16 protein-coding genes and 1 pseudogene are annotated in these 21,821 nt (G+C 53.2%); 3 read left to right on the top strand and 14 right to left on the bottom strand.

Annotated features, from left to right (window positions below; all coding sequences use genetic code 11):
• Window positions 1–32 precede the first annotated feature (32 nt).
• The 12 genes and pseudogenes from IYV58_RS28300 to IYV58_RS11780 all read right to left on the bottom strand — a co-directional run bounded on the left by IYV58_RS28300 (window position 33) and on the right by IYV58_RS11780 (window position 16,895).
• On the bottom strand, window positions 33–1,505 hold the full coding sequence (locus IYV58_RS28300; protein ID WP_227676910.1) for a hypothetical protein: 1,473 nt from the start codon (window positions 1,503–1,505) through the stop codon (window positions 33–35).
• 318 nt (window positions 1,506–1,823) lie between these two features.
• On the bottom strand, window positions 1,824–2,180 hold the full coding sequence (locus tag IYV58_RS11830; RefSeq protein WP_142983432.1) for a hypothetical protein: 357 nt from the start codon (window positions 2,178–2,180) through the stop codon (window positions 1,824–1,826).
• Window positions 2,170–4,680: a lysozyme family protein gene (locus IYV58_RS11825; protein ID WP_227676908.1), complete on the bottom strand. Its 2,511-nt coding sequence runs from the start codon at window positions 4,678–4,680 to the stop codon at window positions 2,170–2,172. The genes IYV58_RS11830 and IYV58_RS11825 overlap by 11 nt, the downstream gene beginning before the upstream one ends.
• A 151-nt stretch (window positions 4,681–4,831) precedes the next feature.
• A complete protein-coding gene (locus IYV58_RS11820) occupies window positions 4,832–7,189 on the bottom strand; it encodes a type VI secretion system Vgr family protein (RefSeq protein ID WP_195729625.1) in 2,358 nt (785 codons plus the stop codon).
• A gap of 19 nt (window positions 7,190–7,208) precedes the next feature.
• A pseudogene (gene tssH / locus IYV58_RS11815) lies at window positions 7,209–9,857 on the bottom strand (type VI secretion system ATPase TssH); the annotation flags it as partial.
• 165 nt (window positions 9,858–10,022) lie between these two features.
• Window positions 10,023–10,514, bottom strand: a complete 492-nt coding sequence (locus IYV58_RS11810; RefSeq protein WP_001007312.1) for an Hcp family type VI secretion system effector — start codon at window positions 10,512–10,514, stop codon at window positions 10,023–10,025.
• A 2-nt stretch (window positions 10,515–10,516) separates the two neighbouring features.
• Window positions 10,517–12,196 (bottom strand): OmpA family protein, encoded by a 1,680-nt coding sequence (locus IYV58_RS11805; protein WP_195729697.1) that lies wholly within the window; start codon window positions 12,194–12,196, stop codon window positions 10,517–10,519.
• Complete coding sequence (gene tssL, locus IYV58_RS11800; protein WP_195729624.1) at window positions 12,196–12,885, bottom strand: type VI secretion system protein TssL, short form; 690 nt, start codon at window positions 12,883–12,885, stop codon at window positions 12,196–12,198. The genes IYV58_RS11805 and tssL overlap by 1 nt, the downstream gene beginning before the upstream one ends.
• A complete protein-coding gene (gene tssK, locus IYV58_RS11795) occupies window positions 12,882–14,231 on the bottom strand; it encodes a type VI secretion system baseplate subunit TssK (RefSeq protein WP_195729623.1) in 1,350 nt (449 codons plus the stop codon). Before tssK ends, tssL begins: the two co-directional genes overlap by 4 nt.
• A gap of 18 nt (window positions 14,232–14,249) precedes the next feature.
• On the bottom strand, window positions 14,250–15,785 hold the full coding sequence (gene tssC / locus IYV58_RS11790; protein ID WP_142468575.1) for a type VI secretion system contractile sheath large subunit: 1,536 nt from the start codon (window positions 15,783–15,785) through the stop codon (window positions 14,250–14,252).
• A 40-nt stretch (window positions 15,786–15,825) separates the two neighbouring features.
• A complete protein-coding gene (gene tssB / locus IYV58_RS11785) occupies window positions 15,826–16,317 on the bottom strand; it encodes a type VI secretion system contractile sheath small subunit (RefSeq protein ID WP_142445359.1) in 492 nt (163 codons plus the stop codon).
• A 416-nt stretch (window positions 16,318–16,733) separates the two neighbouring features.
• Window positions 16,734–16,895 (bottom strand): hypothetical protein, encoded by a 162-nt coding sequence (locus IYV58_RS11780; protein WP_157261941.1) that lies wholly within the window; start codon window positions 16,893–16,895, stop codon window positions 16,734–16,736.
• 174 nt (window positions 16,896–17,069) lie between these two features.
• Between IYV58_RS11780 and IYV58_RS11775 the strand changes: the two genes are divergently transcribed.
• Window positions 17,070–17,633, top strand: a complete 564-nt coding sequence (locus IYV58_RS11775; protein ID WP_112166433.1) for a DJ-1/PfpI family protein — start codon at window positions 17,070–17,072, stop codon at window positions 17,631–17,633.
• A gap of 93 nt (window positions 17,634–17,726) precedes the next feature.
• Here IYV58_RS11775 and IYV58_RS11770 read toward each other — a convergent pair whose 3' ends face one another.
• Complete coding sequence (locus tag IYV58_RS11770; RefSeq protein WP_004121195.1) at window positions 17,727–19,343, bottom strand: peptide ABC transporter substrate-binding protein; 1,617 nt, start codon at window positions 19,341–19,343, stop codon at window positions 17,727–17,729.
• 189 nt (window positions 19,344–19,532) lie between these two features.
• Between IYV58_RS11770 and mpaA the strand changes: the two genes are divergently transcribed.
• Entirely contained in the window at window positions 19,533–20,246 is a 714-nt protein-coding gene (gene mpaA, locus IYV58_RS11765) for a murein tripeptide amidase MpaA (protein WP_004121196.1), read from the top strand.
• Here the strand turns inward: mpaA and ycjG are convergent.
• Complete coding sequence (gene ycjG, locus IYV58_RS11760) at window positions 20,237–21,202, bottom strand: L-Ala-D/L-Glu epimerase (protein WP_142445361.1); 966 nt, start codon at window positions 21,200–21,202, stop codon at window positions 20,237–20,239. The two genes, mpaA and ycjG, sit on opposite strands and share 10 nt — an antisense overlap.
• Window positions 21,203–21,303: 101 nt before the next feature.
• On the opposite strand from ycjG, the gene tpx reads away from it, so the two are divergent.
• Window positions 21,304–21,810, top strand: a complete 507-nt coding sequence (gene tpx, locus IYV58_RS11755) for a thiol peroxidase (protein WP_195729622.1) — start codon at window positions 21,304–21,306, stop codon at window positions 21,808–21,810.
• The last annotated feature ends 11 nt before the right edge of the window (window positions 21,811–21,821 follow it).

Raw genomic sequence — 21,821 nt, 5'->3', positions numbered from 1 at the left:
AGCATAAAGATAAAACAAGGCACAACGCACTACTACATTGTTTCATTTATTATCACCTCAAATAATTCAGCGTAATCTTTAAACTCGTCAGCTTTATCAGGAATACCATCTCGATAACCATTAATGATTAACCTTGCATTAAAGTAATCCTTTTTACCTGCTCCCAAATAAGTTTCTAATGTATGCCCAGCCCTGAAGTCACCATCTTTCATACCTTTCATCATAATTGAAACAGCCGTGCTAATTTCAAGACAAAGATCTGGATTGGTAACTATATCAATACCTGTTAATGATTTGAATTTCTCATAGGCAATTTTCCATGTTAACTGAACCAAACCACGCCCGCGATATTTATACCCATCACCAATATCTGTGTTGTGGTGCAATATAGCTCTTTGTCGGTTAGATGCCGTTGGACCTGAACCATAATCAACTTCCGCCTTGTCATATGAAATATTTTCACTAATTGGTTTGAAGAACAATTTCTGTCTATAGGCATAAGACTCTATTCTTATTGTAGCAAGCATATAAGAAACAAACTTTTCATTAAAATCGTAAAAATTCTCATAATATTGATTCTTCATTTCATTTAAAAGATTTCGCAATGACTCTTCAGAGTCCGGAGTCAATTCTGGGATTGTTATTTTAGTTCCTCGATCATAGAACCCAAAAACTACAGAATGTCTTTCTTTATACTTTTGAATGAATTTTTCGATATCAAACCATTTAGATGAACTATTCATCGCCTCCAAAAATATTATTGGATGCATATGCCACGGCTCCGGTCCCAGTGCCACACCCTTTTCCGACACCGCCTTCATCCACGTCATTTTATCCAGAAACGCTTCCAGATACGTTTTCCACAACGGCGCATCCGTGGTTAACGTATCCAGATAGGTCTTCCATAATTGATCGTCCTTGCCGTAGTACCATTCACTGGCGTGCTTCGCAATCACACGGTATAAGCGGTCACGATAGGAGACATTATGTACCGCCTGAAGATACTCCTGCTCCGAGTAATACCCGTCATGGTTATCGTCTATCAACGCCAGCAATCGCTGGTAGTTATATTTGTTCAATGCGTGAGTAGTACGGGTTTCATCCTGTGCCGCTTTATACAACTGCTCCAGAATCCCCTTCACCACGTTATTCGGTTGTTTTATTCCATCAATCAGGTCAAAACTTTCCGGAGCCTTATTCAGTGTGACAAATCCGAGCTCATCAAGCGCATACTGCGAAACTTTCTGAACGCTGGTCGCCGCCAGCCAGCCACCTTCCGGGCGTATCTGATAATATGCAGCGTCCCTGTTACCGGTCAGCGTGTTCCCCTCAGCATCAGCGCCTGGTACTTTTGCAAGCGTCAGGATCCCCGGAGCCTTTGTTTTTCGACCGCCTGATGTTATTCCGGTATCGCTCTTGTCAGATAATGGGGTATCGGCTTTCCAGGTCAGATACACCGGCGCATCCTCTCCTGCTCTTCCGGGATTAGTAATGAACTTCTCCATATTATCCATGCTCAGGCACTCTATGTACCTGGTAGCGCGAGCGTTTGTCGTTTTCTTCCGGTAGCTGATAAAAAACCATATGCCCGAGACTGTCTCCGGCATTGACCGGTACAGGCGCTGAAGGCACATACACATCATTAAAAACAGGTTCGCTACAGGATGCTGCCGGTGCAACCGGCGTCAGACTGTCGCCGTCTGACACTCCCCATACCCGGTCGCCCTTTTTCAGCTTATCCTTATCACGACCCAGCGTGACCAGACTGAACGTTCTTGCTGCATCGCCAGGACTTTGGCCACTACCATTAGATAATACATCCGTTAAGGTAGCATATTCTTAAAATATTCCGTTTCTTCCTTGTAACCTTTAGTTAAACAATTATTGACTTCAGAAATTTCCGCATCAGTACCATGTGATTCTGATGTCTCCAGTAAACATCTTTTTTCAATGGTAATATCCCATGACGCCCTAAGGGAATCAATTAAATGTTTTTTTTCTGGGTTATCGTTCGCTTGATTTTGTTGGGCTTGCGTTAATAACGATATAGCATCCTCCTTCAATCTTTCGGACTTGGAGTTAATTTCCAACAATTGTTTATTTTCAGCATCATTAAAAGCAGCAAAAACATTTAATGAATAAAAAGTAAAAATGCAAATCAACAACACTTTAGTTTTCATAAAAAGAAATCCTTTGATTAAATCTTTCTTCTGGAACATTTAGCCAATTGCTTCGGGTAGATAAAACATTACCGAACGAGTTTAAATCCCCTGAATATGCATACCGTTGCATAAGAGATCTGGCATGGGGTGTATAATCACCTCTATAGCGGAGATCAATAAGTACTTCTTTTATTTTCTCTGGTATATCGTTCCATGCTTGCTCTGGTGTTGCTTGAGGATTTGGGTGATAGACACGAATCGTATTTAGCTTCTGGCATATTCTTTTAACATCGTCTTCTAGCCTTTGATAACTAATCATAAACATATCATATTGCTGTTTTCTGGTTATCGTAGAGTTCCGTATATCTTCAGAAGCTGAGTTAAACCTTGATTGGGCATCTAGCCCAGATAAACCCTGAGAACCGACAAGCCAAGATTTTAATAGTTTGGCAATACCTATCTGAGTAAGGTCAGCATTTGCCGTAGTTTGTTGTCCAAGATCATACCCACGCCCAATTGTCACACCTGATACTCCGCCTGGCCAATGAATTTTACGACTAAACCATGGGCTAGTATTAATATCATTTCCCTCAGCATCGAAAGTAAGCTGCCCTTTCGGTACTTTTAACCAATTAAGAGCCATCTCATTTTCGTCCATCATTGAACTCAAAAACACCATCGGATGCATATGCCACGGCTCCGGCCCCAGCACAACGCCCTTTTCCGACACCGCCTTCATCCATGTCATCTTATCCAGAAACGCTTCCAGATACGTTTTCCACAACGGCGCATCTGTGGTTAAGGTATCCAGGTATGTCTTCCACAGCGGGTCATCCTTGCCGTAATACCATTCACTGGCGTGCTTCGCTATCACACGGTATAAGCGGTCACGATAGGAGACATTATGCACCGCCTGAAGATACTCCTGCTCCGAGTAATACCCGTCATGGTTATCGTCTATCAACGCCAGCAATCGCTGGTAGTTATATTTGTTCAATGCGTGAGTAGTACGGGTTTCATCCTGTGCCGCTTTATACAACTGCTCCAGAATCCCCTTCACCACGTTATTCGGTTGTTTTATTCCATCAATCAGGTCAAAACTTTCCGGAGCCTTATTCAGTGTGACAAATCCGAGCTCATCAAGCGCATACTGCGAAACTTTCTGAACGCTGGTCGCCGCCAGCCAGCCACCTTCCGGGCGTATCTGATAATATGCAGCGTCCCTGTTACCGGTCAGCGTGTTCCCCTCAGCATCAGCGCCGGGAACCCTTGCAAGCGTCAGAATACCCGGCGCCTTTGTTTTTCGACTCCCCGCAACCATCCCCCGCTCACCCTTATCAAATAATGGTGCGTTGGTTTGCCAGGTCAGATATACCGGTGCATCTTCTCCTGCTCTTCCGGGATTGGTGATGAACGTCTCCATATCATTCATGCTCAGGCATTCTATATGTACCTGGTAGCGTGAGCGTTTGCCGTTTTCTTCCGGTAGCTGATAAAAACCCATATGCCCAAGACTGTCTCCGGCATTGACCGGTACAGGCGCTGAAGGTACATACACATCATTAAAAACGGGTTCACTACCGGATGTTGCCGGTGCAACCGGTGTCAGACTGTCGCAGTCTGATACTACCCATACCCGATCGCCCTTTTTCAACTTATCCTTATCCCGGCCCAGAGTGACCAGACTGAATGTTTTTGCTACATCGCCTGGATTTTTACCTGGACGGATGACCTGCTGTGCGGTATTACCGGGCTCGTATGAAAGCGGAAAATCGGCTACCAGACTGCCTGCATTTTTATATTGGAGAACATCGTCACTGCTCAGATAGTACGCCCAGTTTGTACGCGAAGTGCAGTTCACAACGCCTTCTGACTCATTAGTGTAAGCCAGAGAACATTTTGCCCACCAGGACGGAACAGGCACCGATTCTGTTGCTTTCAGATACCCCTGGTCTGATACCGTCCAGATTCGGGTGCCTGCGGCAAGTGTTTCTCCTTCTGTATTCTTCGTCTCACGGGTAATGGTTACTTTGGTAAACTGACGCTGGTCGCTGCTGCGGGTCACAATAGTGTCACTCAGCGTGACTACGGTGTCTTTCCCCAGTTTTCCGGCTGCGCGCCCTGCCTGCAAATCTTCCGCACTGGAATAATAGCGCTGAACGCCAGCCACTTTTCTGTCCGCCAGGCTGCCCTGTTGTTTATAAGCAGCATAAGGCGCCAGATTCATATACAGCGTGAAAAATGTCAGTCCGCTCTCTGCTGTATCACCCGGCTGGATATAATGTTTCACCAGCACAAAAGAGGTCGAAAGGAACAGTTTTTCACCGCGCCATTCAATCGCAGCACTCTCATAGTCCTTACTGAGGCGCCAGGCAACTATCTCACCATCCGCCATACAACGAATAAATTGCTCCCCTTTATAAAGCTCACGACAATACTCATTCTCAGCTTCGCTGTCAGTACTCAGAGCGCACCATGGAATAGTGGTATCAGTAATATGGATACCGCCATGCCACATTCCCTGACTTCCCACCAGATACAGTCCATGAGCTTTCTCCTCCGACCATCGATAACAACTCTTCCACAGAGGAAAAGGGATGACCATTTTTGTTTGACGGTACGGGGTAACTGATTTTGGGTAGCTTTGCAGTCATAAATTACCTTCCATATTATTCACTCGTCCATTTGGCGGAATTTTTGGTCGTGACCGTCACGTCTGTCATTTTAAAGTCCGGTGTTTCCAGTGGCAGACTGCTGCCAATCCCAGGCACCAGATAGCTCGCTACCTTCATCACCATCATCCCCTCGGAACCATGCTCAATACCGTTCTTACTCAGCCTCAGGTAAGACCCACCACCGTTCAGTGTCAGGGCTTCCGGGGTGCTGATAATAATTTCGTCTTCACTACTGGTCACCGTCAGCTGCTTTTCAGAAAACAGGGCCATCGTGTTGTGCTGAGCCTGAATCTCGATGTCTCCCTGGTTGGCAACAAGCTTTGCCCCTTCTTTATGCACAAACAGCCCAAGCGCTTTTTCAACGCTCACCGACAGATTTTTCATCGCACCGATATCAAGATGTTGACCGGCATTGATCAGGGTATTGCGGGTGCTGCTGAGCTGAAGGTGTTCACCTGAGGTCAATGCTACCCCCTGCGGCGCGCTACCCAGCAGCACCGCTGACTGGAGGTCTTTGATTTTGTCGGTCACGAGACAAATCTGGGTATTGATGTCACAGACCAGGGCTCCGGCGGCTTCAGCGGCGCTGTTCAGGGCCTGCATCTGGCTGTTGGCCTGGTTAATCTGACTTATCGCAGGGGCCATTTCCAGCACCGGCCCCTGGGCTTTGGCCTGGGCATCCGCCGTCAGGAACAGCCCTTTTGCCGCACGTACAGCGCCATGCTCATCCGTTCGCAGTTCAAAACCGGCCCCGCGTTTTTCACGCTGACCGTTAACCAGGTGTCCCAGGTTCAGCTGCGTTTTGCCGTATTCCGTTGCGAGCTTGATATGCTCTTCCTGGCGCTTATCCTCCATCCGCAGCTTATTGTTCGCCGGGGTACGCCACACGTTCCGCGTATGATTGTCACTGGTGACATGGTCCGGATGTTCTGAATCATGCAGGGCATAGGCGATGTAGGGACGATCCGGGTCTCCGCCGTCAAAAACGACGGCCACTTCCGTTCCGTCGATAAGCGGGGAGTGGAATCCGTAGGTATCACCAGCATAGGGTTTAGCCAGTCGCAGCCATAAATAGGCATAACCCTGTTCAGGACTGCTGCGGTCAAAGTCCAGTTTTACCCGGTAACGTCCTTCCGGGTCGAGCCAGGAATAAGTGTCGCCTTTCTGCGTGCTTTCCACCCGGGCAGGCAGCGAACCGGATATCACCGGACGACTGAGCAGTGCCGGACGCCAGCAGACGGTTTCGCTGTAGGGGATGCCCTCAAACGTCAGCGTAAAGCTACTTTTGCGTGAACCGCTGGTGCGCACCGTGGTGATGACGATGCCTTCTTTGACGGCATCGGGTAACGTGCCGTCCGTTTCCAGTACCTGACCCGGAGCCAGATGAGGGCTGGAGGAATGCCCGCTGACGCGATACTGCGCGTTCAGAATGCGCTCGTGACGCAGACGGGCGAAATACGCCCCGGACTCTGTACTTTCAGCATCACCTGCTGTCAGGAAGGGTTCCGCATAATGGTACGTTTCCCCGGTGGTGATCCCTTCCTTACTGAAAATACTTTCGGAGCTGTCCTGAGGTTGTAGCACTTCGCGGTAGTTGTAGTCCCGGGTGGCGACACTTCCGCTCACCACATTGTATGCAGTCTGAATATCCCAGATACTCTCCTGCCCGCTGTCGCTCATCCCGGCCTGGTTGCGCAATGGCAGGGTGACACCGAACTCATACTGCTGCTGGCTGTCCTGGAAAATCACCACGTCCTGCTCAAGACGGCTGTCCATTTCATAGCGCCAGTAAATACCCACCTCCGCCAGCAGGCGCTGGATAAACTCAAGGTCAGTTTCCCGCCACTGGGTGATGAGCTCCCGGGATGGATATTCCCGGGAGAGCCGGAACTCAAAATCGGGTCCTTCCAGCCCGTGTTTACGTAGTACCTGTTCAACCACCTCAGTAACCGACTGATTGAGGTAGATCTCGCTCCCTTTTGTATAGCCCAGTAGAGCAATACGGGGAACAATAGTCAGTGCGTAATGGGTATCATCATTCGACGTGGACACACGGCGGAACGACGCCACTACGCCAAAAACTGTCCGGACCGGCAGGGCCGGTGTTCCGTCAAACACCGGGGTCTGAAAAGTGAATGACGCCGGCTTCAGCAGTAACGTGTCGCAGGCAATATCCGCCGAGGAACAGGTGACCGCCACGTCATAGCGCCAGGGCTGACTGAGTGATTCAACCGCGCTGTAACGAAGAACATCAAGGAAATCGCTGCATTCATGCACATCAACCCGATAACGTGACTGCCCTGACAGCTGTTGCACCGCATCGGAGGCCTTCCTGATAAGTGTTCCGCTCATGATCCCCCCCTTCTGCCTGTTCATTAAACGCCAGCACAATGCCCTCTTCATCATCCCAGGTCAGTTTTAGCGAAGATGGCTTTTGTTTCGCCGCCATATGACTCAGCAACTGTTGGCTCAGAACCGGCAGGATCTGCTGGTTAAGCAGACTGTCGACGTTACGGGCGCCGGTATCCGGCAGCAGACAGGCTGTCGTCAGGGTGTCGATGAGGCTTTCGCCAATGTGAGTGGAAATGCCGTAGTGGCGTTGCAGACGCGTACTCACCTGTGCGAGCTTCATGCCGACGATGGTACGCATGGCATCCATTGCCAGCGGGCGGTATATCACCGTCTGGAAGCGAGCCAATAGCGCTGGCTGGAAATGATCGCGCAGGGTTGGGCGTAACAGTTCATGTAGATCGCTCTCCGTGGCTTCTGGTTGCTCGTCCAGCAGCGGCATCAACTGATCACTGCCCAGGTTGGATGTCATCAGGATCACGGTATTGCGGAAATCAATTTCACGCCCTTCCCCGTCCCGCATAAAGCCCCGGTCAAAGACCTGATAAAACAGGTTCATCACATCCCGGTGGGCCTTCTCCACTTCATCGAGCAGCACCACGCTGTACGGTCGCTTACGGACCGCCTCGGTGAGAATGCCGCCCTGACCATATCCGACATAGCCCGGAGGTGAGCCTTTCAACTGCGAGACCGTGTGCGGCTCTTGGTATTCAGACAGGTTGATGGTAATGAGCGATTTCTCACCACCATACATAACGTCAGCAAGCGCAAGCGCGGTTTCTGTTTTGCCCACCCCGCTTGGCCCCACCAGTAAAAACACACCCTGCGGCCCGTTCTCCGGCGTGAGACCGGTTTTTGACGCTCGCAGTCGTTGGGCTATGGCATTCAGGGCAGGATGTTGGCCAACCACACGTGTTGCCAGTTGCTCTTCCAGCGTCAGTAATTCGGTCTGCTCATCCTTCATCAGCGACGAGAGAGGAACCCCTGTCCAGTCGGCGATAACGGTCGCAACGGTGCGGACATCAACATCCAGCCCCAGTAATGGGCTGTTATTCTGAATCCGGGAGAGCTCCTGCTGGAAGGCGGAGATCTCTTTCTGGCGGCTGATGTCTTCCCGGCAGGCTTTCAGCGAGTCGGTGAGCTGCTTTTCGATATCATACTGTGACTGAAGGGCAGCTTTTTGCTGATTGAGCTCCTGTGTGAGCTGTTCGATCTGCAGCAGACGGCTGGCATCAACGGTGTTACCCAGGGAAATATCTTCCAATAACTCCTGTTGTTCCATGGCAAGCGCAGTCAGTTGCGCCTGCAACCGGGTAAGCTGTTCAGGCAGCGTGTCCAGGCTCATCCGTACCCGGGCCGCTGCGGTATCCAGTAAGTCCACTGCTTTATCAGGCAGCTGGCGTCCGGTCAGATAGCGGCGGGAAAGTGTCACCGCTGCGCGGACGGCTTCGCCGGTAATATGTACACCATGGTGTTCGGCATAGCGGGATTTAAGGCCCCGCAGCATCAGGCAGGCCGTATCATCATCGGGCTCATCAACCTTGACCATCTGGAAGCGGCGTTCAAGGGCGGCATCACGTTCGAAATACTGCTTGTACTCACTCCAGGTGGTGGCCGCAATGGTGCGCAGTTCGCCGCGAGCCAGCGCCGGTTTCAGCAGGTTGGCGGCATCTGCCCCGCCCGCCTGATTACCTGCCCCGATAATGGTATGCGCTTCATCGATAAAGACCAGCACCGGCACCGGGGAGTGCTGGACGGCGTCGATGATATTTTTCAGACGCTGTTCGAATTCACCCTTTACACCGGCACCCGCCTGAAGCAAACCCAGATCCAGTGTCCTGACGATGACAGGCTTAAGACTTTCGGGCACGTTGCCCTCGGCGATACGTAGTGCCAGGCCTTCAACCAGGGCCGTTTTGCCCACGCCAGGCTCACCCACCAGAATGGGGTTGTTCTTACGGCGTCGGGAGAGAATATCCACCATCTGGCGGATTTCGTTATCGCGACCAAAGACCGGGTCAATCTTTCCTTCCCGTGCACGGGCGGTCACATCAACCGTAAAACGATTGAGAACGGACTCTTCCTGTGAAACGGCAGGCTGCGCACTTCCGTCTCCAGCCTGGTTTTGCGCTTCATGTTGTGATGGCGTCGCGCGGCCAATAATGGAGGCATTGCCAGACTGCTCACTGAGCGCAGCCTCATGCCGCTCATCCGACTGTGCTTCCAGCAAGGGGCGTAACCTTTCCAGCTGGCTGGTGGTCAGCGTCATCAAAGGCCAGAGGCCATCGCAGCGTGTCAGCCCGGACGTTTCAATCATGGCCGTGAGCAAATGTATACTGCGGATCTGCTCATCTCCCGCGAGCGTGGCGGCAAGCCAGGCCTGTTTCAGCAGAGTCTGAAGGGACGCAGAGAGCTCTGGTCGGGTGCGAACTGAACGAGGCTGCGCATCCAGCCAGCTCAGGAGTGACTGCCAGACGGCATCCATGTCCCATTCATAGCGGCGAGCGAGAACGGTCAGATCACCTTCTCCCTGCTCCAGCAACTTTAACAACCAGTGCTCTGGCGTAATTTCTGCATGTGCTCGGGTCTGACATAAAGAAGCCGCCCCCTCCAGTGCTCTGGCGCAATAAGGGTTAAGTCGTCGTAGCAGGACTGCTGAATGATGTTCCATGTCGTTCCCTCTTGTTCAGGCACGCTACCGCCCCTGGCCGTCAACCAATGCCCATAAGGTTCATGCCGATAAATTGTGAGACTGCTCTGCAAAGAGTCCGTCTGACAGGCGCTGTGCGGAGCAAAACAAAAATGGCGGACAGAGAGGAGTCTGTCCGCCAGGGGCTTACGCCGTGGTACGTTCGTTCCAGGAATCGGAATGAATGATGTTGCCGTCTTTGTAGGTCCAGGTGATTTTTTCGTAGCGCAGCTCGATCTGCTCAAGGTGGTTATGCTTCTCGAAGGAAGCATCCTTGATGTCGTGCATTTTCGGTGCGACTTTCACCAGCTTGACGTTTTCCAGTTTGGTGTTGAAATATTCAACTTCCTGACCGGCGTCGTTGATTTTGTACCACTTGAACTCAGCAGACTTCAGGGTCTGACCGGTGGTCACCGCTTTGTACAAATACGGGCTGGAAGAGTCGATTTCTTTGGTAAACAGGAACGGCGTGTGTATACGGGTTCCGGTCAGTTTGCCAGTGTTGTTATCCGTCGGGATATACAGGGTGTGTTCCTGAGCAACAACTTCGATGCTTCCTTCGCGATCTTTCACATCTACGGAACCTTTGATGTCAGCGCCGCCGTCGTCTTTCAGCCACAGATAAACTGGGATTGCCATGTTTACTTCTCCATTTCTTGAGTTGAAACGTCACGTACATCCTGTGACGTGTGCTTTGCGCCTGGCAGACGACAGGCGTCAGCCTGCGGTACCAGGCTGATCTCGACACGCCGGTTATGCGCGCGACCATCAGGCGTATCGTTTGATGCAATCGGTCGGCTGTCACCGTAACCCTGCACGGCAAAGCAACTTTCCGATACGTCCCCGGTATCACGCATCCAGTTACGGACGGCCTCAGCCCGTTGTAAAGACAGGGTCTGGTTGAGCTGAACGCTACCGGTATTGTCTGTGTGGCCGCTGATCACGATCAGCCAACCTGGCTTGGTTTTGATCCCCACCAGTGCGTTGACGAGTATTTTGGTTGAGCCATCTTTGAGCGCCGATTTGCCGGAATCAAACAGCGACATGCTGTCAAGTCGTACAATTTTCGTTACCGGTTTCGGTTTAGGGGCGGGTGGAGGTGTCCAGGTATCGATAGCCTGCTGCAAGGCCAGCCACAGGCGTTGCCCCGGGTAATAACCCAGGCTGTAACGTAAAGGCTCTCCCTGACGCTGCCAGCGTTCAAGCAGGAGCGCATCCTGTTTCAGCGCGGCCAGTGATTCCGCTTTAGGCCGGTAATGATCCATGGGAATGGCATTCCAGCGCTGTAAATCGGCACTGACATGACGGATAAGGTAACGATTATTGAGCGCGGAAATACCCAATGCAGTCAGGGCACACAGCCACATCAGCAGGATCAGGCGACGGGTACGGGCGCCCCCCTGCACAGTTGATGCAAAAGGTGCCAGCAGCGGCAGAACCGCATCCGGAAACAAACTTGTCGGATTTGTCTGCCCTGGTTTTCGGGAAAACTGCAAACAGGTGCGGGAATAGAGCCAGTCGGCCCAGACTGACTGTGCTTCAGGAAGGACGGTACCGAGGCGCATTGCCACGGAAAATGCTCGTTCAGGGGGCGTTAACCGGTCAGGCTTCTCCAGCTCATCAGTCAGGGTATGACGGATAAAGGAAAACGCCTGACTGATCGCTGGCAGCGTCACGATATTGTCTTCCGCCTGCTGCCAGTCGATGAAAGCCTGCGGCGAATCATTTACCGGACAGACAATCGGCTTATCATCCCGAACGATTATCCAGGGCGTTTCTGGCCCGGAAAATTCTGCACTCAACACAACCGGTAGTGTGAAACCCGTCAGGGATTTAATCTGCTTACACTGCTGGCGGAGCGTTTTCAGTGTGGAACGAAGAACGGCGTCATCCTGATGATGATCTGGCAGGCAGCGGTACATCACCGAGAGCTGACCGACCTGGCGCGGGAATTGCGTCTGGATACTGCGGACAACGTCGGTTAACCGGTTGACGTCACCGGCCCGCAGCCACCATCCCTGGGCTGTTTTACGCAGAGGACTTCCCGGAAACAACGCTTCCAGCATGTCACCACACACCAGTACAACGGGTCCCCGGGTGTCGTGTAATGGCAGTTCAGCAGCCGGGAGGGTAACGTCGGATACTGGCTCCTCACGCCGAAGGTTTTTAAAAACATACCAGCCTGCCAGAAGGAGAATCAGCAGAGTGATCAGGCCTTTAAAAACGTTGCCAGCCGGGATGAAATACCACAGCAACCACAGCACCGTGGCAACGGCTGCTAAGGTGTGCAGTGCAACCGGAATAATGACTGATCTACGCATTAGCCATGCAGCTCCGGTATTTGTGCTGACAACAGTGCCTGAAGCCACAGATGACCGCCCCACCAGATAACGCCGGTAAGGATGATGGCAAGCGCTATCCAGAACCAGACTGAACGCATCAGGCTCCAGCGATGTTTCCCCATCCGGTGAACAACCAGAGACAGGTCTGCATCAGGCGGAGAAACCCGCTCGGAAAGGGCTTTCACTACCTCATCCCGCTGCGACTGGCTGACCGCCTTCAGGCTGTATAATCCTTGAAAGCCCAGCGCAATCACACGGTGATAGCAGGTTAAAACGGCCGGATTCGGTGAGGGCTGACGCAGAATCTCTGCAATGCGATCCCATAACGCTTCACCTGCCCGGAGTGAGCCAAAAAAACGGGCCTGCAGCGGAGCTTTACGCCAGGCCGCCTGGCCTTCATCAACTTTCGGCGCCTCCCCCTGTTCGCCTTGTTCGGGCTTGCGGCTCATCACCGTTTCGTCCAGCAGGGCACATTGTGCGTAGGAAATATGCTCCACACTGGCGTCGTCATAACCAGCACGCTCCAGCGCTTCCCGCACACTTTCAACCTGTTTAACGCATTTATTGTAAAGCGCAGTACCATCAAGCGTGACGGCGCCTTTCTTAAGCATGGTGACGGTGAGCCACGTCTCCGTCATCAGCTGGTCGATATCGATATCCTGTCTCATGAGCGCAATACCGCAAACAGTTCAAGTTCCAGGGCACCAAGTAACTCAGGCACATAGAACATACACACCCCCTGCTCCTGCATTTCATGCGCAGCGGGGCTTTCCATATCAAGGGCGAAGTACTGGTTTTCCATGCGTACAGGTAACGCTGCCGGGACCCTGCTCACCGGGATCAAAGGGATCCCCTTGAGTGCCACACCATAGATCTCGCGGACATCATCAGGTGAACCCGCCTGACAGAGTGCAGGGAATTTCTCGGCGACCTGCCAGGCCGGAATATCCGAGCGCACAGAGAGATAAAGGTCGGCCTCTTCACGCAGGCGGATATCGTGGAGGCTGGCCTTCCAGGTCTGTCCGTCCGGTCGGGACATTTCCAGAGCAATGACCCGGGATGGCAGACTCGCTTCCAGCAAACCCGTTATCAGGTCAAACAGCGGTGGAAATGCGTTGGCCGGTTCCTCGTGGTCATAGCCCGGTATGGCGTCAAGATCATGGTCCAGAGAAAAAGTCAGCATACTGCCTGCCAGACGAGCGAGCTCCGCCCACACCTGTTCTGGTGGACGGGAAGGAAAACGTTCGTATTCTGTCAGCACTCTGGCGTGAGAATTCAGTGCATTCAGCAACCAGAAAAGGGAAACATCGGCGACGGCAAAATCGGCGAGCCTTTCGTTGCTTTCACGACGCATAGTCATCAGACGCTGGCGTCGGGATCGTAACTGGCGATTGAGCAACACCAGACGTTCGCGAAGGACCGGGCTTGCCCCAAATGAGGCGACTGGAGGAATAAAAGACGAATCCTGTCGCCACGCATTTTGCCCATCCCGGATCAGTCTTGCTACCGGGCAGACTTTCCAGGAATCATTGCTTTCATGGGCAAACCGGATGGTGAAATTAAACCGGGCAACGGCCATGGACTCTTCTTCAGAGCCAAAGGCATCCTGCAATGTCACCCACTCTTCGCGATAGCGAAGCGGCCGATCTGAATTGACGCCTTCCAGTTCAATGTTGCTCACACCTGGCTGCATGTGAGGCAGGGCAATGACGACAGTTACCGCATCACGGCCAGCCAGCTGGCTGGCATCTAACTCACGCGGCGCCGGAGGCAGATCGCTCCTTTGCGCATCAATAAGAGTTCCATCTTCTAGCCAGAGGCGTAACTGCGTAATCTGGATCAGGCCGGACGAAAGAAGAGTGTCATTAAACTCAATCTTTTCCACACCCCAGGGGAATGGGGATGCCAGCGCTGATACGCCGGCACTGCGAAAAGACTCCCATTCAGCCTGCTGCTGGAACTGTTGAGGAGACAATAAAGCCCCCTCATTCCACAGTGGACGATAAATTTTCATCCCTGATTTCCCCTCACCTTACGATTTGGCTTTCGGCATTTGAGAAACCAGCGACAGGTTGACGTCCATCCCTTCCACCTGGAAGTGCGGCACCGCGAACAGCTTCACGCGGAAGAATCCCGGGTTGTCCTCAATGTCTTCCACCACCACCTTCGCGTCGCGCAGCGGGTGAGAGGCCTGCAGCTCGTCACCTGGGTCGGTCATCTCGGTGACCAGGCCGCGAACCCAGGTGTTGAGCTCCAGCTCCAGCAGACGACGATCCTTGGTGGTGCCGATATTTTCTCGCTGGATAAGCTTCAGGTAGTGCGCAATGCGCGACAGCAGGAAGATGTACGGCAGGCGGGCATTGATGCGGCTGTTGGCGGTGGCGTCGGCGGTGTCGTACCGCGCCGGCTTCTGGGTGGAGTTCGCCGAGAAGAAGCAGGCGTAGTCGCGATTCTTGTAGTACGACAGCGGGATAAAACCGAGGCTGGCGAACTCAAACTCGCGGGTTTCCGGGATCATCACCTCTGACGGGATCTTCACCTGGTTGCCGGTGCCCAGATCATAAAGGTGGATCGGCAGATCTTTCACCGCCCCGCCCGCCTGCGGGCCGCGGATCTGCACGCACCAGCCATTATTGATAAAGCTTTTCACCATGTTGGCGGCAAAGGAGAACGACGCGCTGGTCCACAGGTATTTCTCGTGGTCCGGGCCTTTCACCTGCTCGACGTAGTTGAAGCTACGCACCGGCACGGTGTCCGGACCATACGGCAGCCGGCCCAGCACGCGCGGCATCACCAGACCGATATAGCGCGCATCGTCAGTGTCGCGAAAGGATTTCCACTTGATGTATTCGGCACGGTCGAAGTAGTTGCCGATATCTTTGATGGCGGCGACCTCTTCCATGGAATCTTTCAGGAAGAAGGCCGGACCGACGGCGCCGATAAACGGCATATGCGCCGCGGCTGAGACTTTAGAGATGTTGCGCAGCAGCGCCACGTCCTGCGGGCTGGCGTCGAACTCGTAAGCGGAGATCACCGACCCAATGGGCTCGCCGCCGGGGGTGTCGTACTCTGCGGTGTAGGTGTGCCAGTAGAGGCCGCTCTGGATCAGCTCCGGCGCGTCCTCGAAGTCCTGACGTAGATCGTCTTTCGAGACGTCCAGAATTTCGGTTTTCACGTTCTGTCGGTAGTCTGTGCTGTCCACCAACTGCTTCAGACCGCGCCACTGGGATTCCACTTTCTGGAACGCTTCGTGGTGCATGACCGCATCCAGCTGGCGGCTAATCTGGTAGTCCAGTTCCGCGATATGGCGATCGATCAGGGTTTTGTCGAGCTTCTCCACCGGCTGGCCGGACTTGCGGATGCAGTCCATAAACACCTGCATCGCCGCCGTCAGACGTTCGCCCGCCGGGGCGTCAGACAGTGCGGCATCATCCAGAAAGTTGTTAATATCCCCCAGGCGGGACGCCGGGGTCAGGTTGATTTTTTCAAACAGGGAGGCGTAAACGCCCTCTTTTTCCAGTACAGCGGTCTGCCCATGCGTAGAGGCGGTTTCAGTATTTACAGACATCAGCATATTCCCGGTTAATCCATTAAATAACGCACGCCGTTTATTTCGGGGCCAGTGCACTCATTTCATCGCGTAATTCCTGAGACAGCGCCGGGTCTTTGAGGATCTTTTCGAGCTCTTTTCGGAAAGTGGCGTTATCCAGAAGGTTGGATTTGAGGTCACGTAATAAATTACGCATCGCCAGCATGGCGCGAAGCTGCGGAATTTGACGGGCAACCTGCTCAGGCTCGAAGTCTTTCATATCAGCGAAGTTCAGCTTAATGCTTTCCTCCGTGCCGTCTCCGGCCAGCGTGTTCTGCACGGTCAGGTTTATTTCCGGGTTGAATTCCGCAAGGACGCTGTTGAAGTTATTTTTGTTGATATTGATTTTTTCTCTGTCAGATAATGGTCGGTCCTCTTTACCATTACTGAAATCACCGAGGGTGAGAAGCTTCAGCGGCAGCTCGACTTTTTTCTGCGCGCCCCCTGTATGCAGAGCCAGCTTTAAATTAATGCGTGCCTTTGGCACTTCATTCTGGAAACTATCAGCCATAGCGGTCCCTTCCCTTGAGGAATATTTGTTAAAAATAACGACGTTTGATGACAAAACCATAGTAGAGCAAAGCATCAGAAAATATCAACCCGTCAGTTCGAAAGTCCAATATAAGACTTCCCTTAAGGATTTTAATCAAAATGTAAAAACCAAAGTATCAGACGAACAAAACCAATATGAAATACCCAGCGTTTACTTACAATAAAGAAAGGATTTACGCCCGCCTTATGAATAGATAATGAATTCACATCTCAACACATCTGTTCAATTGATGAAAATCAATGTATAACGGTAATAATTATTATTCCATCGCTGAAAATACGCCTGACAAAAGAAATAAAGATCGAATTCTTTTTTTATCGTTTGCAAGCCATGAATGTTCCCTGAACCAGACGTTAATATAGTCATAAAAAATGTCAGACAGGATTGGTATAAAAACCACAAATAATCCCCCTCAAATATTCCTCTTTGATTATTAGACCTGACAAGGCATTAAGACTCAGTGAGCGCAATGAAATATTAGCAATCCATTCACCCGGTATATTTAAATCCGGCAGACAATAATGCTCATCGCTCATTAATTCCTTTCCGGTGCCCGTTCGAAAGCGGCGCGCCCGCCTCCCGCCAGCCAGGTCGTAAAGGATTACAGCTGCGGATTCATTGTTTTGTTGTCCAGAGCCGAGTTGTGGTTCGCATTCCCTCTCCCGCCAGGCTATATCTTAGACACCTTTCTTCATACAGGAGTGAATATGATGGGCAAAAAGATTCTGATGCTGGTGGGCGATTATGCCGAAGATTACGAGACCATGGTGCCGTTTCAGGCACTACAAATGATTGGTCATCAGGTTGATGCGGTCTGTCCTGACAAAATCAAAGGCGACTACATTATGACCGCCATCCATGACTTTGACGGCGCCCAGACTTACAGCGAGAAACCCGGCCACCGCTTTGTTCTCAACGCCGATTTTGCAAGCGCGAAAGAAGCAGATTATGACGCGCTGTTGATCCCCGGCGGACGGGCGCCAGAATATCTGCGCCTGAATGCGGAAGTGCTTAAACTGGTGCAGGCATTTGACGCAGCGCGTAAACCTATTGCTGCCGTTTGCCACGGCCCTCAGCTGTTGGCGGCTGCGGGGGTATTAAAAGGCCGCACCTGCAGCGCCTATCCGGCCTGCGCGCCGGAAGTGCGGCTCAGCGGTGGACATTTTGCCGACATCGGTATCGATCAGGCGCATATTGACGGCAATCTGGTTACCGCCCCCGCCTGGCCCGCCCATCCGCAATGGCTGGCGAAATTTGCCGAATTGCTGCGGTAAAAAAACAACCGGATAACTGCCTCGATGAAGATTATTTGAAGGAGGAGCTGGCGCTAAAATCGCGCCAGCTACGGGTTTAAATGTCAGTACCCATCAGTGCTTCACGATATACATTGTGCGGCTATAGGCCACGTCCTCCGGATTGGCTATCGGATACCCTTTCAGCCATGGTTTAATCAGACGCCCGTTGGTGTACTGATAAATCGGCGCGATGGGCGCTTTCGCCATAATGATTTTTTCCGCCGCGTTGTAATCGTCATTGCGCGCTTTTTCCGACGTTTCCAGCGCCGCCTGGGTCAGAATTTTGTCGTAGGCCGGATCGTTGAAACGGGAGATATTGCCGCTATGGGTTGAGGTCAGCAGCGACAGGAAAGTCGACGGTTCGTTGTAATCCCCCACCCACGAGGCGCGGATCACATCGAAATTGCCGGTATTGCGGCTGTCGATATAGGTTTTCCACTCCTGGTTTTGCAGCTTCACGTCGACGCCCAGATTTTTCTTCCACATGGAAGCCACCGCAATCGCGATCTTCTGGTGGTTCTCCGAGGTGTTGTACAGCAGCGTCAGCTTCAGCGGACGGTTCGGACCGTAGCCCGCCGCCTGCAGCAGCGCTTTTGCCTGGGCATTCAGTTCGGCCTGGCTCATGCTTTCGATTTGCGTCGGCTGCGGAGTAAAGCCTGCGGTCACATCCGGAGTAAAGCGCCAGGCCGGTTTCTCGCCGGTACCCAGAATTTTCTCCGCCATCAGACGACGATCGATAGTCATGCTAAGCGCCAGGCGGACGCGCTCATCGGCGGTTGGCCCTTTCTGAGTGTTAAAGGCGTAATAATAAGTTCCCAGCTGCGGCGGAGTATAAACCTGCCCCGGTATATCCTTCAGCAGCTTCTGGTACAGATTTTTCGGGAACGACTCGGTGATATCGATATCGCCGGCCAGATAACGTTTGGTGGCCGCTGATTCCTGGTTAATGGGCGTAAATGTGACCTGCTGGATCACCGTTTTGTCGTTATCCCAGTAGTGCGTATTGGGGACCACTACCAGCTTTTCATTCACCACGCGATCTTTTAGGACATACGCGCCGTTGCCAATCAGGCTTCCCGGACGCGTCCAGTTGTCGCCGCTCTCCACGTTAGCTTTTTGCACCGGATAGAAAGCAAAGCTCGCCGTCAGATTGCTGAACCACGGCAGCGGTTTATCCAGCTGCACGCGCAAGGTACGCGCGTCAACGGCGGTAACGCCGAGGGTATCCGGCGCGGCTTTACCATCAATAATATTTTGCGCATTAGCGATTCCGGCCAGCGCAGCAAACCAGGCAAACGGGGATGTGGTTTTGGGATCAACCAGCCGCCGCCAGCTATAAACAAAATCCTCTGCCGTTACCGGCGTTCCGTCGGACCAGCGGGCGTTATCGCGCAGGGTAAATGTCCAGACGCGATTATCATTGCTCTGCCAGCGAGTCGCCACGCCCGGGATCAGGTTGCCTTTCTCGTCCTGATTGACTAAACCTTCAAAAAGATCGCGGATAACCTGAATTTCAGGCAGACCGACGGCTTTCGCGGGATCTAAGGAGGCGGGCTCGTCTTTAATATGCCGCACCAGCACCTGGTTTTCGGCTAAAACAGTGCCCGGCGGGACATCAGCCGCCCAGGCAAGAGAAGAGACGCTGGCTAACCACAGCGCGCCGCATGTCAATGTGACAGGATACTTCATAAGATCCCCTTTAAAATAAAAAAACCAGAGCTGGCAGTGCGATAATTATTTGTTTCATCACCTGAAATTGCAAACGGCTTGTGAAAGAAAGTTGACGTCTATGCTGATTTCACTATCGCTGGAAACTATTTGATTCCGGGACGGTTTTACACAACACTGCTGAAAAATAACCTGATAACAGGATGCCCTATGCCCGTTTCTCGTCCTCGCCCTCAGCGCGGTGATTTTCCGCCAGGAACACAACGCTACGGCCAGTCTCACCTTGGCGCGCCGCTGCTGTGGTTCCCGGCGCCGCTGGCCGATAGCCGTAGCGGCCTGATCCTTGCCGGAACCCACGGCGATGAAGGCTCATCCATAGTCACGCTTTCCTGCGCGCTGCGTACGCTCAAACCCGAGCTGCGCCGTCATCATGTGGTGCTGGCGGTCAACCCGGACGGCTGCCAGCTGGGGCTGCGCGCTAACGCGCGCGGGATCGACCTGAACCGGAATTTTCCGGCGGCGAACTGGAAAGAAGGCGAAACGGTTTATCGCTGGAACAGCGCGGCGGAACAGCGCGATGTGGTTCTGCTCACCGGCGAAAAACCCGGCTCAGAACCGGAAACCCAGGCGCTGTGCCAGCTTATCCACCAGATCCACCCCGCGTGGGTGGTCTCGTTTCACGATCCGCTGGCCTGTATTGAAGATCCCGGCCATAGCGAACTGGGTCAATGGCTCGCCGATGCGTTTAGCCTGCCGCTGGTGGGCAGCGTCGGCTATGAAACGCCCGGCTCCTTTGGCAGCTGGTGCGCGGATATCGGCCTGCCCTGCATTACCGCCGAATTCCCGCCGATATCCGCCGACGAGGCGACGGATAAATACCTGGCGGCAATGACGGACCTGCTGCACTGGCACTCTCAAAGATGAAGCACACCGGTGCTGAAATGCAGCGCCGGCTCGACGTCCACCGCCAGCCAGGTCGGGCCATCGAGGTCGGCAAAACGGACCTCCGGCGCCAGCGGTAGCGCCGCGCTGATGGCTCTGGAAGTACACAGCATACAGCCCAGCATTCGCGCAAATCCCAGGCGCTCAGCCTCCTGCGCCAACAGCAGCGCTTCGGTCAGGCCACCGGTCTTATCAAGCTTGATATTGACCATCTCATAGCGGCCGCGCAGCGCCGCCAGGCTGTCGCGAGTATGGCAACTCTCATCGGCGCAAATGGGCAGCGGGTGGATAAAATTCTCCAGCGCCTCGTCGGCCCCAGCCGGGAGCGGTTGTTCCAGCATCGCCACGCCGATATCCGCCAGCAGCTGGCAACGCTCGGCCAGGCCATCGCCGCGCCAGGCTTCGTTAGCATCCACGATGAGCGTGGCCTGCGGAACCGCTTCACGAATGGCAATCAACCGCTCGCTAATCAGATGATCGTCAAGCTTCACTTTCAGCAACGTAGCCCCTTTTTCCCACAGCGCCGCCGCGCTGGCCGCCATCTGCTCCGGCGTGCCGATAACCACCGTTTGCGCCGTCACCACCCGGTTGGGCAGCGTCACGCCCAACAGCTGCGCGATGCTCTTACCCGCGCTTCGCGCCTGCCAGTCCCAGAGCGCGCAGTCCACGGCGTTACGCGCGGCCCCTGGCGGCAGCAGGCGCTGGATCTCCTCGCGGGAAACGCCGCGCTCAATCTGTTCGCCAATTGCCATGATCTGCGCCATCACCGAAGCAATACTCTCCCCGTAACGAGGATAGGGCGTGCACTCGCCTGTACCCTTGACACCATTCTCTTCAATTTCCACCACCACGACTTTTGCCTCGCTGCGGCTGCCGCGGGCAATCACAAACGGGGTATGTAACGGCCAGGCTTCTTCATAGACTCGCAGATTTCGCATTCCCTGAACCTCGCAGGTAAGTATTAAAAGGATTTGCCGTGCTGCTGACGGATGGCATACACTAGCCGCGACGTTAACTATATGTAAACAGGAAGATAACCATGTCACAAACCGTGCATTTCCAGGGCAACCCCGTTTCTGTTCAAGGCACCATTCCGCAGGCAGGCGCTAAAGCGCAGCCGTTTACGCTGGTGGCCAAAGATCTCTCTGACGTCGCGCTGAGCCAGTTCGCAGGCTCCCGTAAAGTGCTGAATATTTTCCCAAGCATCGATACCGGCGTTTGCGCGGCATCGGTACGTAAATTCAACCAGCTGGCGTCTGAACTGAACAACACCGTCGTGCTGTGCATTTCCGCTGACCTGCCTTTCGCTCAGTCTCGCTTCTGCGGCGCTGAAGGCCTGAACAACGTTGTGACTCTGTCCACCCTGCGCGGCGCGCAGTTCCTGGCCGACTACGGCGTCGCTATCTCCGCGGGCCCGCTGGCCGGCCTGGCGGCGCGCGCTGTGGTCGTGATTGATGAAAACGACCAGGTTGTTTACAGCCAGCTGGTGAATGAAATCACCGAAGAGCCGAACTACGACGCCGCCCTGGCCGCGCTAAAAGCGTAATAACGCCACAG

Source organism: Klebsiella sp. BDA134-6 (assembly GCF_015601345.1).
In the GTDB taxonomy this organism is placed as follows: Bacteria; Pseudomonadota; Gammaproteobacteria; order Enterobacterales; family Enterobacteriaceae; genus Klebsiella; species Klebsiella grimontii.
This window is presented reverse-complemented; position numbering and strand designations above follow the sequence as displayed.